A 16,594-nucleotide genomic window follows, 5' to 3' on the forward strand; every position below is an offset into this window, starting at 1 on the left:
CATAATGAACCGCTATTGCTTGGTAATTCAAAAATTTAACTATTTTTACTTCAACACTAGAACGGATTATTTATGAAATTTTCGCCAGATGTATTCGAATCCCTGCAAAGCAAACTAAAAGTTGGAAATCGCAGGGGAGTTCACTTAAACGCCATTCCAGGCAACTCAAGATATAAGTTTGATCTTTCAAGGCTATCGGCAATCAAGAAAAGCCTTCCTGAACTTTTTGTCCTCGATTTGCTGACAATGAGTAATGTCAATTTCACCTTTTCTACGCAACATAAGGAAGAAGTACAAAAAGCAAAAGCTGTTGCAAAAGACAGCATTTACTTGAACGACTATGATGAAATCCTTCCAAAGATTGAAGGAAATGAAAAGGTTGAAACCGCTTCCGCAGATGAAGAACGCGAAGTTAGCCTACGGAAAATAGCAACCAATATCGAAAATCTTATCTTCCAGAACGAAGTTGTAGAATCCGAAAAAGGAATGAACACACTTGGTTTTGGGTTTCCATTATTGATCAGAAGAGATGCAAACGACAATCAGATTTCGGCTTCGCCAATTCTAATCTGGACCGTTAAAATCAAGGCAACTTCAGCAATGAACACTTGGGAAATTAGCCGGACGGAAGATGATCCTATCTATTTGAATGAAGTGTTGGTGAATCATTTGCAAAGTGATTCGGGAGTATTTCTAAATGCAATTGCTACAGAAATGTTAGATGATGGAAAAATCGACAAGCCAGAACTTTTATCCATCTGCAAAAACATATTGGAACAACTTCAAACTAGTCAAAATCTAGATTTCATTTTAGATAATTATGCTCCAATTCCGTCCATAAAAACGAAGGCAAGCTATGAAAAATTATTAACTAAAAAAGGCAATACATTAATCGAAAAAAGTGGCATCTTCTCCCTTTTTGAAGTGCAAAAACAAAATATCATCAACGATTATGACGAACTGATTGCTTCTTATTCTTTCGAAGAAAAAGTGCAAGACGGCTTGTTTCAATCCATCACTTCCATCGAAACCGATCCTTCCCAACAAGGCATTTTAGAAACCCTGAAAACCCATTCTAAAATTGTCGTTCAAGGACCTCCGGGAACAGGAAAGAGCCAAACGCTTACTGCTTTGCTAATAAATGCTCTAGAAAACCGTCAGAAAACAATTGTTGTTTGCGAAAAGCAAACCGCTCTTGAAGTTTTGCAAAATGCCCTTCAACAGAAAGGTTTGGGCGATTTTTGCACGATGATAAAAGACAGCGTTTCCGACCGCCGTTTTGTTGTGGATCGTGTTCGTACCAAGATTGATGCTCCAACGTTCAAGCAACACAAGGAAGTTTATCCGGAAAGTGTGGTCAAGGAACTTTTGGAAGGCATCTACCTCAACAAAAAAAGCATCAATCAAGTGCATCACAAACTCAACGAAAAAGTCATCAAGGACCAAGATTGGTCGGAAATTATCGGACAGCTTTTGGCGTTAAGGGAAAGTAAGGAAGAGTTGCTTCTTGAAGGTTTTACTTTAGAATTTACAAGTTCTGAAATAGACGAATGGCTGAAAATTATTGAAGAAGGACAACCTCTTTTCGAAAAATATAAACCTTTCAGGGAAGATGCCTTTTTTAATCCTGACAAAATCAGTGTCAACAATCGCTTTGAAACCGAACAGCACCTCAAAAATTCTTTTGATCAATACCACAAATCAAGAACTGAAATAGATGCTTTAAGGATGCAATTCCGTTCGTTCTATTTTGAAAAACGCAAAGAAGAGTTTGCTTCTCAACTAGCCACTTTAGAAAAGCTCATCAACGAAAATATTGTCAGTACTGCTACTCTATCTGAAAGTTCAGATGTTTTCAATTTGGACAAGACAGGAGGTTTTTTCTATAAATTCCTTTCCTTATTTTCTTCTTCCAAAAAAGAAATTTTACAAACACAGCAAAAGCTTCGTAGCAACATATCGGCAATAAAAAGTATTTCGTTGCACACTAATTTCCCCGAAATCAGCCTTACTTCGGATATGTGGCAAAACGTAAAAAACTGCGAAAGTTATACTTCGAAAATTCAATTGGCCAAAACCGATTTTACCAATAAAATTGAAAATGATTTCGAGCAACTGGACCTAATGCATTTCTTTGAAACCAATTATCAAACCATTGATTTAAAGTTAATTCAAGAAAAAACGAACAACTTGAAAACACTAATCAATCAAGACCATTGGACACTAAAAATCGTCAGTGGAAATTCGTTTCAGGAAATCATCCAAGAAGCAGATGCTTTAATTTTTGGTTTTCAAAACATGAATCCAGAAGCCTTTGCAAGGAGTTATGATTGGTTTTTATTTTTTAATTCACTTTCACAAAAAAATCAAGAGTTTGTAACATTGTTCTATCCTATTTCCAATTGGAAAAATACTTTTCTATTTGCCTACTATTCGTTGTTATTGCTCAAAAAGTCCGACAATAACCTAACAATGAACGAGGAAAATTACCGCAATTTTTCAACAAAAATCAAGCATTTTGAATCAACACAAAAAAGCTATATCGAAAGCTATTGGAACAACAATCAATTGCTTTCTGCACAAAATTTCGAAAAATTAAATCCAGATATTTCCGTTGCCAATTTATACAACAAGAGAAAAAGCACCAAGTTTAATCGACTAACTTTAAGGCAAATTGCCAATAAGGACACCGATCTCTTCACGTCCTTCTTCCCTATCTTGTTGACCACTCCAGATGCTTGTTCGAATTTATTCCAAGGCAAAAATTTCTATTTTGACAACGTGGTTTTCGACGAAGCCAGCCAACTGAAACTAGAAGATAATTTGCCTGCAATGCTCAAGGGGAAAAACATCATCATTGCCGGTGACGAACACCAGATGCCTCCTTCGAATTATTTCAGCAAAGTCTTTGACGGGACGTTTGAGGATGAAGAAGAAATTGAGGACGAGAACGAAAAAATCAACCAGAAGAATTCGATGCTTTCTATTGAATCGCTTTTGGATTTTGCCATGGAATTCAAGTTCGAAAAGAATTATCTTGATTTTCACTACCGTTCGAAGCATCCGTATTTGATTGATTTTTCGAACCATGCGTTTTATGGTTCACGATTGAAACCGCTTCCTGCAAAAAACCAATCAAAACCTATTGAATTTATTGAGGTTAACGGGATTTTTAACGAACACATCAATGAAGCCGAAGCCGAAAAGATTATTGAAATTCTAGGAGAAATAGAACCTCTGGCAAACGGAAAATATCCTTCGGTTGGAATTGCTACTTTCAATATCACACAGCGAAATTTCATCAAAAGAAAAATCATTCAAAAGCAAAATGATCCAGCTGAAACTGCTTTCAGTGAAAAAATAATCGCTTTGGAAGAAGCCGGATTGTTCATCAAAAACCTAGAAAACATTCAAGGAGACGAACGCGATATTATCCTCATCTCTACCACTTATGGCAAGAAAAAAGACGGCAAATTCATTCAAGGCTTTGGCCCTATCAATCATTCAAAGGGGTATAAATTATTGAATGTAATCATCACTCGTGCAAAAGAAAAAATTGTGATTTGCACCTCAATTCCACCAGAATATTACAGCAATTACCGTGAGGCTTTGGAAAAAGAAGGAGCCAACAACCGTAGGGCTGTTTTTTATGCCTATTTGAGTTATTGCAAAGCCGTTAGTGAAGAGAATGAAGCCAAAAGAAAAGAAATATTGAAAGACCTCATCCGTTTTAGCCATGTTGCCGAAAAAGAGGAATCATCATCGAAAAAACAATTTAAAGAACAGATTTTCAAAACTTTGCAGGAACGCTTTCCGCAACATACTTTCAAGTTGAACCATCCTTTTGGAGGTTATGCGATTGATATAATGTTGGAGATGCCTAATTCAAAATCCATTGCTTTTGAGTGTTTGAGCAAGGAAGAATACAAGGGCGATTTGGCCTATCTGGAAGATTTACACAAGGAAAAAATACTGAAAAATGCCGGTTTTGAATATGCCCGGATTTGGAGTCAAAACTGGTGGCAGAATACGGAACGTGAATTACGGAAATGGGAGGATAAATTGGTGGGATAGTGATTGTTTAATCTCAACAAGTATCTTAGAACAGAAAACCACGAACTTTCATTCGTGGTTTTTTGTTTTTAAAATTCAAATCTCTAGGTTCTCCGTTGAGTTCTCTTCCGTCTAGGATTTGGTTGTAGTAAAGCGATTTTAGCTCCAAGGAACCTCTGTGATACTTTTCAATTTCATACCAATCAGGCATGCCTACTCTAAGATCCTCGTCATCACTTTTAAAATCGTCATATTCCTGCCATTCATAAAAATCACAGCAATCAATTTCAGCTTGACCACTATTTAAAAAATCTTGATACTTACTAATATCTTCCGAAGTGATTTCAATAAAAGGGCAATTAAAAATATTATCTTTCCATACATTAAAATCAAAAGCAATTTCATATAAATAATCTATAAAGTCTTAAATCCTGAAAGTGCTTTTGATTAAAATTACAATTTAAGAACCGTTTTATGAAACTGCAATTCTCCTCTTTTTTACTTATTTAATTTGTAAAAAAAATCAAACATTTTAAGATGTCATCCCGTGTAAATTCAACTACAAGTCCTCAAAAAATCATTTACTAAATACACATGTTGAATTTAAATATTATAGTCACGTTTTTTCCCTATAATCTTGGGCTATTTTAGCTTTTTATTAAAGAAAATAAATAGCGAGGGGGTATAAATTTGCAGGATTACTAATACTATATATATGAAAAAAATTACAATTTGTCTGGCGTTGTTGCTGCTGTTTGTGGCACAGGGTTTTGCACAAGTACAAATCGGAAATGGCAATCAGGCTCAAAAGCGTGTTCCATTTGAACCTTATTTTGGTTACTCTTACGGACAATCTATTTATTATGCTTCAGAAATTAATGCAGAGGGTGCCATCACTTCTATTCAATGGTACTATAACGGTTCTGGAGCAAGTGGATTGAGCAATAGCCAGGAATTGACCATTTATATGGCCCATAGCTCGAAGGTTGCTTTTGCATCTGATACTGATTGGGAACCGTATGAAAATCTGGTAGAAGTTTATTCAGGAGGAATTGAAGTTGAAGGGCCAGGATGGGTAACCATAGAACTTACGGATCCTTTTCAATACAATGGTGAAGACAATCTGATTGTTGCTGTATCCGAATTACAAGAGGGATATGATACAGTAGAAGATACCTTTAGAGCATTTGAGGTGAGTGAGAACAGATCGTTGGCTTATGTTTATGATTATGAAGTACCTAATATAGAGACTCCTCCTACTGCTTCTGTAATTGATCAGTATGTTCCCAACATAATCTTGGGAGGACTTGTGCAGGAATGTCCTACACCTGTACAGGTTTCGGTTACAAATGTTAGTTCGAATAGTGCAATAATAAGCTGGGCTGAACCATCCGTTATACCATCAGGTGGTAGTGCTTACTATATTTCTGAATCGGCTGCAAACCCAGATGCTACCACCACTCCTACGGGAACCATAGCATCAGGAAATACTGTAACTGTTTCTTCAGGTTTAGAAGCGGCTACCCAATATTTTGTATGGGTTAAAAACCTTTGCGGTAGTAACTGGTCGTATGCCACTTCATTTGTAACGGAATGTGAAGCCGTTAGTACATTTTTTGAGAATTTTGATACCACAGCTCCTTTAACTTTAACCGATTGTTGGTCGTCTATTTTTAGAAATGGTGCTACAAATAATGCTTCGATAACCGTTATTTCAAATGCGGAAACATCGCTACCTAATAATATTCGAATTCAAAATGGTAACTCTTCCTTGGAGTCAGATATTATTCTTGTTTCTCCAAAACTAACTACTCTAGAGGCCGGAACACATCGCCTAAAATTTATGGCAAAAGGATATTCGCCTAGCAATTTGATAATTGGTACTTTAGATTCTACCACTAACGAGGCTGTATTTTCACCAGTTGATGAGGCTGAAATTACAACAGAATATCAAGAATATATAATTGATTTTACATCCTATACCGGAACAGACTCTTATATAGGAATACGACTGGATGCACTGGATGAAGTTTCTATTTTTTTAGATGACATCCGTTGGGAAGTAGCACCACTTTGTGATGATGTTGTGGATATAAGCATTCCGTTTGTTAGCCCAGAAACCGCCGAAGTTACTTGGAATCCAATGGGAAGCGAAACAAAATGGGAAGTTGCTTATGGAGCACCTACTTTAACAGAGCCTTCAACATTAGAGCCAATTGAAGTACTCAATACTCCTTACGCTACCATTAGTGGTTTAAGCCCTTCTACGGCTTATAGATTGTGGGTACGTTCTGTTTGTGGCGAAAATGATGGAGCTTGGATTGGACCAATCAATTTTTCTACTTCTTGTCTTCCAATAGGAGTTTTTAATGAAAATTTTGATGATACAGAAACTTATTCATTGCCGAACTGTTGGACAAAAATCCTAAAAGGGCCAACTTTGGCAAACGGTGTAGATATAGAGGTAGTAGGATACGAAGCATATTCAGGAGAAAATGCTGTAAGCTTCGCATCTTATGATTCTGATACCGCTGGAGAAGATTACATCATTTTGGTTTCACCAAACCTCAGTTCAATGGGATTAGGAACGCATCGTGTGAAGTTTTTTGCAAAAGGTCCGGCAATAGTAGAAATTGGTTCTTTGAGCAGCAATACCAATGAAGGCCAATTCTCAAGCCTAGAAGCTCTTGAAATTACAGAAACGTATGCAGAATATGCTGTAGATTTTACAAACTATGAAGGTACTGATACTTATATTGGTTTCAGATTGGCTTCAACCGAACAATATACGCAACTCTATCTAGACAACATCCGTTGGGAAGTTGCTCCTCTTTGTGCTGATGTGAGCGAAATTACACTACAAAGTATAACAACAAATAGTGCATTGATTTCATGGCTGAATAACGGTAATGAGAACAATTGGCAGATTGTATATGGTTCAGAAACCGATACTGATCCATCGCTTTTGCAACCTCAACCTGCTATCAATTTGCAACAAGCCGAAATTAATGATTTACAACCAGCAACAACCTATAACGCCTGGGTAAGATCTGTTTGTGGAGATCCAAACGGAAATGGTTTATGGATTGGCCCAATAACGTTTACTACAGAATGTGTTCCTACAGCAAACTTCAATGAAAACTTTGAAGAACAAGATGCAATAAACAGCCTGCCCCTTTGCTGGACTGCCATAAAAAGAGGAGAAGGACTTGGGATGTTTGCTGCCATAAACGTGGTAGAATTCAACGCCTACGAAGGCACTCAATCTTTAATGTTGGATAACAGCTCTTCTGATGCTCTTTCTTCTGATCTTATTTTAGTTTCTCCAAAATTAAACAGCCTTGGGGCAGGAACACATCAGCTTACTTTTTATGTAGATGCCTATAGCCCTACAACATTTCAAGTGGGTACTTTGGACTCAAACAGTGAAGATGCTGTGTTTAATTTGTGGGAAGAATACACTACAACCGATGAATACCAACAAATCACAATAGACCTAACTGACTATCAAGGAACGGATACTTTCATTGGTATCAGACACGCAGATGCAGAGGAAAACAAACCAATATTCATAGATAATATGATTTGGCAATCAACCCTAGGAAATAATCCAGTTGAGGTCAACGACTTAAGGTATTATCCAAACCCTGTTAAAGAGGTACTGAATTTGTCTTATTCTGAAAACATTTCAACTGTTGCAGTATTCAATTTACTCGGACAAATGGTTGCTGATTATACCGTAAACAGTACTTCAACACAAGTAAATATGAGTGCATTCTCAAGTGGAGCCTATGTGGTGAAAATTACAGTTGGCAATCAAACCAAAACAATCAAGATAATCAAAGAATAAAACTTCTTTGTTTTTTCTGTAAACCGTCTCTGTTTGGAGGCGGTTTTTTTATGCTTTCATTTTACGTTTATAGTGTACCGAAAAAAGTAGTTTATTCAGTATTCCACACCCCACAATCAAAAGCCCTGACACTTCCCTCTGTTAAAATCTCAAAACCAAACCATCAATACCACAAACAATACTATATTTGTACTGGCTTTAGGGGTATTCTGAGAAGAATTGAGACAGTCCCTTTGAACCTGATACGGCTAACACCGTCGTAGGGAAAAGCAGGCAGGCACATCCGTGTCTAGTCTATCTTTTATATTCCAAAGAATCTTCTTTAGCCATTACTGTATAACCCCAATTATATCAAAATGGACAAACAACTTTGGAAACACATTCAAGCCGTTCGGCAAACTTCACCCCTCGTACATAATATTACCAATTTTGTGGTAATGAACAATACCGCCAATGCTTTGTTGGCCGTGGGAGCATCACCCATTATGGCACATGCCCATTCAGAAGTGGAAGAAATGGTAGGCATCTGCCAATCCTTGGTCATCAACATCGGTACGCTAGATGAATATTTTGTTACTTCTATGCTATTGGCAGCCAAAAAAGCAAACGAACTCCAAAAACCATGGCTGTTGGACCCCGTTGGTTCCGGAGCTACTTCCTACCGAAATACCGTATTGTCACAATTATTAGAGTGCAAGCCAACGGTGGTTAGGGGAAATGCATCGGAAATATTAGCCTTGACAAAAGCAAACAACACCACTATAAAAGGAGTTGACAGCACCGCTCAAAGTAACGAGGCACTTGAAGCTGCCCGTTTTATAAATAGCAAATACGGAGCTGTAGTCTGTATTTCGGGAGAAACCGATATTATCGTCAGCCAAGATCAGACCATTTACCTCAATAACGGAAATGCACTTATGACCAAGGTAACCGGATTAGGCTGTTCAGCAAGTGCAGTAATAGGGGCTTTTATAGCAATTGTTGAAAATACTACCGAAGCTGTTGCAGCGGCAATGGCATTGTTCAGTATCTGTGGCGAATTGGCGGCAAAGCACAGCCAAGGTCCCGGAACCCTACAAGTGAATCTATTGGATACATTGCACACGATCACCGAAGAAGAATTTACAACCACTCTAAACATCAAGCATGCCTAATTCCGCATTTCCTTACCGCTTGTACCTCGTCATTTCCGAAGCCGACTGCCGAAACAGCAACTACCTCCAAGTAGCCGAACAGGCCATCAAGGGTGGTGTGGACATCATTCAATTGAGAGAGAAAAACCTAAGTACGGAACAATATACCGCAAAGGCCATACGCTTAAAGGAAATAACCGACAAGTACAACATTCCCCTCATCATCAACGACAGCCTCGAAACCGCCATGAATGTCAATGCCTTTGGTATCCATGTAGGGAATAATGACAAAAGACCTACTGAAATCCGAAACGCATGGAAAGATTGCCAAAGCTTGGGCTACTCCATTGAATTCATCGAGCAATTGCAGAACAAGGAAACCCAAACCGCAGATTGCCTCGGTATCAGTCCTGTGTTCAATACGGCAACCAAAAAAGACACCATCAGAGAATGGGGTCTGGAAGGAATAACAGCAATTCGAAGTCTTACCAGCAAACCCCTTATCGCCATTGGAAACATGAACCTTAGCAATGCCGAAGCCGTTATAAAATCAGGTGCCGACTGCCTAGCGGTAGTCTCCGCCATCTGTTCAGCACCCAATCCCGAAAAGACGGCATACGAACTCAAAAACACAATTCTAAAATCCTTACAGATCCAATGAAAAAACACACCTACCCTTCCGTATTGGCCATAGCCGGATTCGACGGCAGTGGCGGAGCGGGACTTCAAGCCGATATCAAGACCATTTCCGCCTTGGGCTGTTTTGCCACCTCCGTACTCACTGCCCTACCCGTCCAGAACACACAGGGCGTCCGTGCCATCTATCCCATTCCCTACAGTGCCGTTAAGGAACAGATCGAAGCCATTATGGACGATATTGTTCCCGATGCCATCAAGATCGGAATGGTGCACACTGCCGAACTCGTCACCACCATAGCCAACACCCTCAAGCAATACCCACAAGTACCCATAGTTTTCGATCCCGTTATGGTTGCCACCAGCGGACACAAGCTCATCGAAGACAGCACTATCAACGCCATTATCAAAACTCTATTCCCAATAGCTTCCCTCATTACACCCAATATGGACGAAGCTTCCATACTGGCCAAAATGGAAATAAAAACCCTAGCCGACATGCACATAGCTGGAAACAAAATCCTCCAACTGGGCTGTAAGGCGGTTTTGCTGAAAGGCGGACACCTAGAAAGCAAGTTAATCACTTCCCTCTATTTCCAACAAGACGGAACCGTAACAGCTTTTGAATATGAGAAATTCGAAACCAACAACACCCACGGTTCGGGATGCACGCTTTCCTCTGCCATTGCGGGGTATATCGCTCAAGGCAAAAACCTCGCAGAAGCCATCACGCTCGGACAAGACTATGTGCACCAGACCATCTACCACGGAAAGGACGTACTGATCGGCAAAGGAAACGGCCCGTTGAATCACTTTTTTAACCCTCAAAAACTCATCAAGAATGACTTGGTCTGAACAAACCTGGCAAACCATTGCCCCAATCTACAGGAAGATTATCGGAATGCCCTTTATCAGTGAACTAATGGGTGGCACGCTCGACCAGAAACGCTTTGAGTTCTATATCACACAGGATTCCGGCTACCTCGAACATTTCGGTAGGGCCTTGGCCTTGCTCGGTGCCAGAGCCACCCACATAGGAGATGCCTTGGCCTTTATGCGTTTTGCAGAAAATGCCCTCGTGGTCGAAAGCATCCTGCACGAATCGTATATCAAGGATTTTGGTATCCAAGGCAAGGCCAAGCTCGAACCTGCCTGCCACCATTACGTACATTTTCTAAAGAGTACCGCCTCGTTGGATGCCGTAGAAATCGGAATGGCAGCCGTCCTCCCTTGTTTCTGGATCTATAAGGCCGTAGGCGACCATATCCTGCACAACCAGAATACCCAGGACAATCCCTATCAGGAATGGATCAATACCTATGCGGGAGAAGAATTCGGAATAGCCGTAAAGCAGGCCATCACGATTTGCGACACCGTTGCCTCCAACACTACCGAACAAACCAGAACGGCAATGACCGAAGCCTTTGTAACCGCCAGCCTATTGGAATATGATTTTTGGAAAGGAGCTTATGAGTTGAGGAGGTGGTAAACATTCCCATCCTTTGGAGAGCAAGTTCTTCTTTTTTAGGGGAGTCTACCAAAGATCAGAAGACTTAAATGGATAACATTAACCCTGTATTTAATTATTAACCAATGCTTTAGGTAACATCATCAAAAAAGGTAATGCTTTGCTGTAATCCAATTCAGGATATTCCAATCCCAGTAAACGAATGGTGTGATAATAAGTGGCGTGCTGATTGTAGTACATCTTTTCGCTTTCGAGAAACCACGCCTTTTCGCCAAGTTTCTGTGCCAAGAACCATTTTTCATACAACCTCGCACTTCTTCCATTGCCATCATTCCAGGGGTGGATTTTCACAAAAACCAAATGAAGCAAAGACGCATAGAAAAACACTTCTTCGATTTTCATTTTCCTTTCAAGCAAAATAGCAAGGTCATGATGAAACTTCTTCATCTCCCCTTCTAGCTCAAAAGGCGATGCCGCAACATACTCTATCCGACCGTCGGATGTGGTTACAAACATATTCTGGGTTCGGTAAGTTCCCTGCCAATTCTTGGCCAAGAGGTGCCTGCTCAAAAGTTGATGGGCTTCGGCAACAGTTTGCTCGTTTATCGGGTGTGATTTTGCAAAGGTATAGGCATCATACAAATCGTCAATTTTTTTGGTATAATCCGCTTGAAAGGCAATGCCAAACTTTTTATGCTTGATATAGCTGTCCAATTCAATGTCCTCACCCTCAATCTTACTGCTGTAAACAGACGACACCGAAGTATAAAAACTAAACGTGTCTGTAGAAATGGCCGCATCCTCCAAGACATCAAAAGCGTCTTGTAAGCCTTTTGGGACTTGCTCTAAATACTGATGAAGTAGATCTTCGGGAAATAATTGTAATTGGTTTTTCATGGTTGAATAGGATGGCAGTTAGTTGAAAGCAAATATATTAAATTATTGGTGTGTTGAGGTTTTTATCCTATTCTAAAATTCCCCTCCTTTGGAGGGGTGGCCGAAAGTCGGGGTGGTTCAAAAACAAATTCAGGGCTAAAAGATTTAATCAAAATCAGAGAAGTTCATTTACTTGTAAAGAATTTCACGAATGGCAATTAAATTACTAATCGCCTTCTCCTCATCAGGACGATCAGGCAAAACAGAGGTTGTATAATGATTTTCAATTGAAGCAATCAAATTATCCGCCATTTCCAGCAAGGCATCATATTCCATTTCTCCTGCTTTAATAGCCAAAAGCTCTTCCCTATTCGAAACTCTTATGTTTAGTGTTCTGGTAGAAAGAATCTGTTCTGCGGTTTGCAAGAGCCGAATCGTGTGCATCATGTTTTTGCTGTCATAGTTCTTGCCGTGTTGTTGGTTGGTGTTATAGCGTTCGCCGTTTCGCTTTTCAATCCATTCCCAATACTCGGTATATTCCTTGCAATATTTGGAATAGCCGTCTTGGTTGACCGACAAATAGCCAATCGGCTCTTCTCCTTTCGGAACAGACGACAGCGAAACTTCATTGGAGTTTTCCTTTTGAATAATTCCTTTATAGCCTAAAGTACATGTAGCATCATAAAACAAGGCAAACATTCCTTTTGAATTAGGAAGATTGATTAATCCACATTGTTCTTGTTTTAAGCCACCCCGACCTTCGGCCACCCCTCCAAAGGAGGGGAATTCCAACCATTGTCGTAGCGGAATCGTGTCATACCCTTTCAAGACATAGCAAAAATCCAACAGGCTTTTCTTTTCCTTTGCCATCGGATTGACGATTTTCTTGTTCAAGCCCCTCGCCTTTTTAATTTGTGTCATGGCATAACCTGCAAAACTATCCTTGCAAAGTTTGGACAGAAAATCTTGCAGTTGCAATTTTTCCATCAACGGATGTTTGTAGAGGATGCAATCTTCTGGCGTTGCCAAAATCTCTAAAATGTTTGGATTGTTTTTTAAAAGCAGTTCCACAAAACGGCCAATCTCATAATAGACCTCATCATTCGTAGAATTGGCAATTTGCGGAATATACTCCAACCCATAGAACTTTTCCTTTGGCAGATAATATACACCTTTAATATCTGTATCCGATGTTGGGGTGTTTAAGCCAAAGGACTTACTTCCGGAGATGACTTCGAAAAGGAGGAGGTTTTGGGATTTTAGGTTTTGGATGGTCATTTGATATTTTTAAGCTCTTCTATAATATCGTGTTTGAATTTACTGAAGGGTCTTTTATGATAATTCTCTTCAATGGTTTCTATTCCAAAAACCACTCTGTAAATTTCTTCTTTAGATAGATTTAATTTTTCATCAAAAGTGTCATCAATCAATATTTTTATGTAATTGTCAGAATACTTATAAACCAAATTATATAAATCTCGTAACTCATTTTCAGAATGAGAATTATATATTTCTAGTATCTTATTTGCATTGATTGTTCTCTCTATATTACTACCTTTCTTAGCATTTGTTTCAACCTTTAAAATATCCAATGTATCATCATAAAAAAAAGTAAACTTAAAATTTTCATTACTTTTATTATTATAAGGATGTATATAATCATTTAATGCATTTTTCCAGTCTATATTGGGGCTACCTTTTATATGATTACAAGAATGACAACTAGGGACTAAATTATAAAAAGATAACGCTAATAAAGGAAAGCGTTCTTTTGGAAACCAATGGTCAAGTTCTGCTCTTGCTCTATCCTTTACTAAATTTATTGTGTAGTTCCTATTGCAATAAATACAAGTATCGATATTTAATAAATCTAAAAACTGTTTTCCATAATTTGGTTGAAACCATCTTTCATATCCTTTAATAAAAAAATCTCTATATTTTTTTTTATCATTTTTATTAAATTTTATTTTTTCAAAATCATCATATAATTTTATCAACTCAACAGGATTTCCAGAACTTATAATTTTTATATTATCACCTTTCAGTAAAAATGTCTTTAATTTTGATGGAAGATCTTTTTCTTGATTAATTTTTCTTGTACAAATTTTGCAATTAATATTTCCACAATTATATCCGTTTTTTTGTGCTTGGCCCCCTTTAAGCTTACGAAAAAGCCAACAATATATTAGATTACTTTGAAATTGAAATGCATTATTATATTGAGATATTTTAAGCATTTTTATTTTTTTCAATGTTATATCCTAATTTTTCTGCATTTTTTCTTAATAATTCTATTTCATCATAATTAGCAAATAGCCTATCAAATTTTTCTCTTATTTTATATTTTACAATTGGCTCATCAATCAGTTCAATAATTTTTTTAAAATCATCTTTTTTATCGTTGTCTCTTTCATCATCATTTAACCATTTAATTACTTGATTTATTTTGTCTTTTACAAAATCTCCAATCAATCCATCATCAATAAAAAAACTATCTGCTAGCAAATCTGTAATATTAGCTCCAAATGAGTTTTTATCTGCTATAGATTGTGGAATTGCAATTCGAACCTTTTTTGTTTTTCCTTCAATCTCTTTTTCAATTTCTTCCGTTTTTAAATAAAGAATGTTTTGTTTTGGAATATCTGATAATATAAATGGAGAATGAGTGATTAAGAGAATATTTATACCTTCAATATTCTTAATACTTAACTTTTTAATTTCATTTAGTAAATAATCTAAAAACTTTTTTTGCAAATCCGGATGATAATATAACTCTATCTCGTCATAAATCATATTAACATACTTGTACTTATTCAGTTTGTCATCAGTATTTCTATGAACAGAAACAATGTTTAATAAATGATAAAGAATTGTATTTGTAGCATATATTAGCTGTTTTTCACCTGAACTAAGTTGAGAAAAACTACTGCCATCTTCAAATATTAAATCATAATCAAAAAATGAAGGGATTAAAAATTGAGAAAAATTATCAGAATTACATTCACTTACATTTCTAATTAATCTATCTGAATAATCTTTTACATTAATTTCAAATTCATCTTTCAAAAAATCTTTTGTTTTTAATTCAGGTACTACCTTATCATAATACTTTAGAAAATTTATAACCTGCTTCATCTTTAGAGTTATATGACTGTTGTCTTCATCTCTAATTTTTAACAATAATTCTCTAAATAAATCATTCTCATTACCACCAATAGCTTGTAAATATTTCTTTCTGTCATATGACTTATAATAATTAACTGTTTTATATATTTTGTTAAATATATATTCATAACAAACATTTTGAATTATAGTCCCAGTATAGATATTACCAATTTTAAAAACCTTGTTAATAATATCAATATATTCAGAATATGTATCTAGTTGAGCAAAACTTACTGCATTAAATTTATCTTTCATTACCGTTGGTACTATTTTTTTTTGATAAAGTTTCAACTTTAATTTTAATGGTTTTTTTCCATTTATATCTTTCGTTTCTAATGCTTTATCAACTATCAGCGGATGATATAAATTATATAGAAATCTTGATTTGGTCAAGCTAGTTTCAGTATTAATATTGATAAACCCATCAGTTCTCATTGGATTAAGAACAACAGGCATTTGATACGAATCATTTTTATGGAAAATATTTTTTAACCAACGTCCTAGATCAATAGAATTTAGAGCATAGAAAGAATAATTTATAGCTAATGAATAAAAAAAGTTTTCTTTTAATAAACTCTTTTTTTCTGTTTGATTTAATTCGATAGGCGTTTCAAAAATATCTGCTGTCTTATCTTTTTTAAATAATTTAAAAGTAACTTTTAAGTTATTAATTTCTAGTAGATATGAACTTTTCCCGTTTACTTCAAAAAAGATCTGAAGTTTTACATCTTTTGCAATTATGTTTAAACCATTAACAAAGTCATATATTTCATATCTTAAATCCTCAGAAATATAATCATCAATTAAAGAACTGTTTATAATCTTATCTAATTCAATTAAATCATCATCAGTAAAAAAATGTCCATTTTTTGATAAATTTAATAATCTCTCATATTCTTTATCAATCGGAAGTTTAACTATGCTTTGCCTTTTATTGCTCAAAGAATTATTGAATATATTTAATTTGTCAAATAAATTATTTATTTCATACTGTTTTAATTTAATTTCTTCAACAAGTAATTTATTAATTATATCGTTAACTTCATTTTTTATATTTGAAAAATTTATATTCTTATCTATTTCTTCTGTTTTTTTTACAAGAATCTTTTCAATAACAGATAAATTATATAGTCCTGTATAATACAGCTCTACCAAACTACTTTTCCCACTACCATTTTTCCCCACTATAGCAGAAACATTAATTTTAATATCATCATCTCCGTAAAAATTCTCAGGAACAGATTGTTCTAACTTTTCAATTTTAATAACATCTTTGCTGTCATCTTCATCTTCAAAATAAAATCTATAATCATTATAAAACTGATAAATTTGATTCTCTTCCAAATTCTTCAAAAACTTCGGATTACACCCATCAAGTGGCCTAATCGCTAATAATTTAAAACTCATAGTATC

Annotated in this window: 11 protein-coding genes and 1 riboswitch; of the genes, 6 read left to right on the forward strand and 5 right to left on the reverse strand. The window is 36.4% G+C overall.

Translation table 11 applies throughout. From position 1 onward, the window contains the following. The first annotated feature begins 72 nt into the window (after positions 1–72). The gene (locus tag J2X31_RS07255; protein ID WP_310025627.1) at positions 73–4,074 is read left to right on the forward strand and encodes an AAA domain-containing protein; all 4,002 of its coding nucleotides are present in this window, start codon (positions 73–75) and stop codon (positions 4,072–4,074) included. A gap of 25 nt (positions 4,075–4,099) precedes the next feature. On the opposite strand, the gene J2X31_RS07260 is transcribed toward J2X31_RS07255, so the two are convergent. After that, complete coding sequence (locus J2X31_RS07260; RefSeq protein ID WP_310025630.1) at positions 4,100–4,264, reverse strand: hypothetical protein; 165 nt, start codon at positions 4,262–4,264, stop codon at positions 4,100–4,102. Between the two features lie 504 nt (positions 4,265–4,768). On the opposite strand from J2X31_RS07260, the gene J2X31_RS07265 reads away from it, so the two are divergent. The 5 genes from J2X31_RS07265 to tenA all read left to right on the forward strand — a co-directional run bounded on the left by J2X31_RS07265 (position 4,769) and on the right by tenA (position 11,161). Further along, entirely contained in the window at positions 4,769–7,903 is a 3,135-nt protein-coding gene (locus J2X31_RS07265; protein ID WP_310025631.1) for a T9SS-dependent choice-of-anchor J family protein, read from the forward strand. Positions 7,904–8,093: 190 nt separating this feature from the next. Further along, a riboswitch (TPP riboswitch) is annotated at positions 8,094–8,186 on the forward strand. A gap of 73 nt (positions 8,187–8,259) precedes the next feature. After that, entirely contained in the window at positions 8,260–9,057 is a 798-nt protein-coding gene (gene thiM / locus J2X31_RS07270) for a hydroxyethylthiazole kinase (protein WP_310025632.1), read from the forward strand. Continuing rightward, on the forward strand, positions 9,050–9,697 hold the full coding sequence (gene thiE, locus J2X31_RS07275) for a thiamine phosphate synthase (protein ID WP_310025633.1): 648 nt from the start codon (positions 9,050–9,052) through the stop codon (positions 9,695–9,697). Before thiM ends, thiE begins: the two co-directional genes overlap by 8 nt. Next, entirely contained in the window at positions 9,694–10,527 is an 834-nt protein-coding gene (gene thiD / locus J2X31_RS07280) for a bifunctional hydroxymethylpyrimidine kinase/phosphomethylpyrimidine kinase (protein ID WP_310025634.1), read from the forward strand. The genes thiE and thiD overlap by 4 nt, the downstream gene beginning before the upstream one ends. Then, positions 10,514–11,161, forward strand: a complete 648-nt coding sequence (gene tenA / locus J2X31_RS07285) for a thiaminase II (RefSeq protein WP_310025636.1) — start codon at positions 10,514–10,516, stop codon at positions 11,159–11,161. The genes thiD and tenA overlap by 14 nt, the downstream gene beginning before the upstream one ends. Positions 11,162–11,251: 90 nt before the next feature. Here the strand turns inward: tenA and J2X31_RS07290 are convergent, their stop codons facing one another. The 4 genes from J2X31_RS07290 to J2X31_RS07305 form a co-directional block, all read right to left on the reverse strand. Next, positions 11,252–12,037 carry a Fic family protein gene (locus J2X31_RS07290; RefSeq protein ID WP_310025637.1) on the reverse strand — a complete coding sequence of 262 codons (786 nt, stop codon included), beginning with the start codon at positions 12,035–12,037 and terminating at the stop codon, positions 11,252–11,254. A gap of 168 nt (positions 12,038–12,205) precedes the next feature. Then, on the reverse strand, positions 12,206–13,294 hold the full coding sequence (locus J2X31_RS07295; RefSeq protein ID WP_310025638.1) for a DNA polymerase beta superfamily protein: 1,089 nt from the start codon (positions 13,292–13,294) through the stop codon (positions 12,206–12,208). Beyond that, entirely contained in the window at positions 13,291–14,268 is a 978-nt protein-coding gene (locus tag J2X31_RS07300; protein WP_310025640.1) for an HNH endonuclease family protein, read from the reverse strand. The genes J2X31_RS07295 and J2X31_RS07300 overlap by 4 nt, the downstream gene beginning before the upstream one ends. Next, on the reverse strand, positions 14,246–16,588 hold the full coding sequence (locus J2X31_RS07305; RefSeq protein ID WP_310025641.1) for a hypothetical protein: 2,343 nt from the start codon (positions 16,586–16,588) through the stop codon (positions 14,246–14,248). Before J2X31_RS07305 ends, J2X31_RS07300 begins: the two co-directional genes overlap by 23 nt. Positions 16,589–16,594 lie beyond the last annotated feature (6 nt).

This window comes from Flavobacterium arsenatis (assembly GCF_031456785.1).
Lineage (GTDB): Bacteria > Bacteroidota > Bacteroidia > Flavobacteriales > Flavobacteriaceae > Flavobacterium > Flavobacterium arsenatis.

Coding starts and splice junctions, on each gene's coding strand:
- J2X31_RS07305 (WP_310025641.1), bottom strand. CDS start 16,588: ATGAGTTTTAAATTATTAGCGATTAGGCCACTTGATGGGTGTAATCCG.
- thiE (WP_310025633.1), top strand. CDS start 9,050: ATGCCTAATTCCGCATTTCCTTACCGCTTGTACCTCGTCATTTCCGAA.
- thiM (WP_310025632.1), top strand. CDS start 8,260: ATGGACAAACAACTTTGGAAACACATTCAAGCCGTTCGGCAAACTTCA.
- thiD (WP_310025634.1), top strand. CDS start 9,694: ATGAAAAAACACACCTACCCTTCCGTATTGGCCATAGCCGGATTCGAC.
- J2X31_RS07295 (WP_310025638.1), bottom strand. CDS start 13,294: ATGACCATCCAAAACCTAAAATCCCAAAACCTCCTCCTTTTCGAAGTC.
- J2X31_RS07260 (WP_310025630.1), bottom strand. CDS start 4,264: ATGCCTGATTGGTATGAAATTGAAAAGTATCACAGAGGTTCCTTGGAG.
- J2X31_RS07255 (WP_310025627.1), top strand. CDS start 73: ATGAAATTTTCGCCAGATGTATTCGAATCCCTGCAAAGCAAACTAAAA.
- J2X31_RS07265 (WP_310025631.1), top strand. CDS start 4,769: ATGAAAAAAATTACAATTTGTCTGGCGTTGTTGCTGCTGTTTGTGGCA.
- tenA (WP_310025636.1), top strand. CDS start 10,514: ATGACTTGGTCTGAACAAACCTGGCAAACCATTGCCCCAATCTACAGG.
- J2X31_RS07290 (WP_310025637.1), bottom strand. CDS start 12,037: ATGAAAAACCAATTACAATTATTTCCCGAAGATCTACTTCATCAGTAT.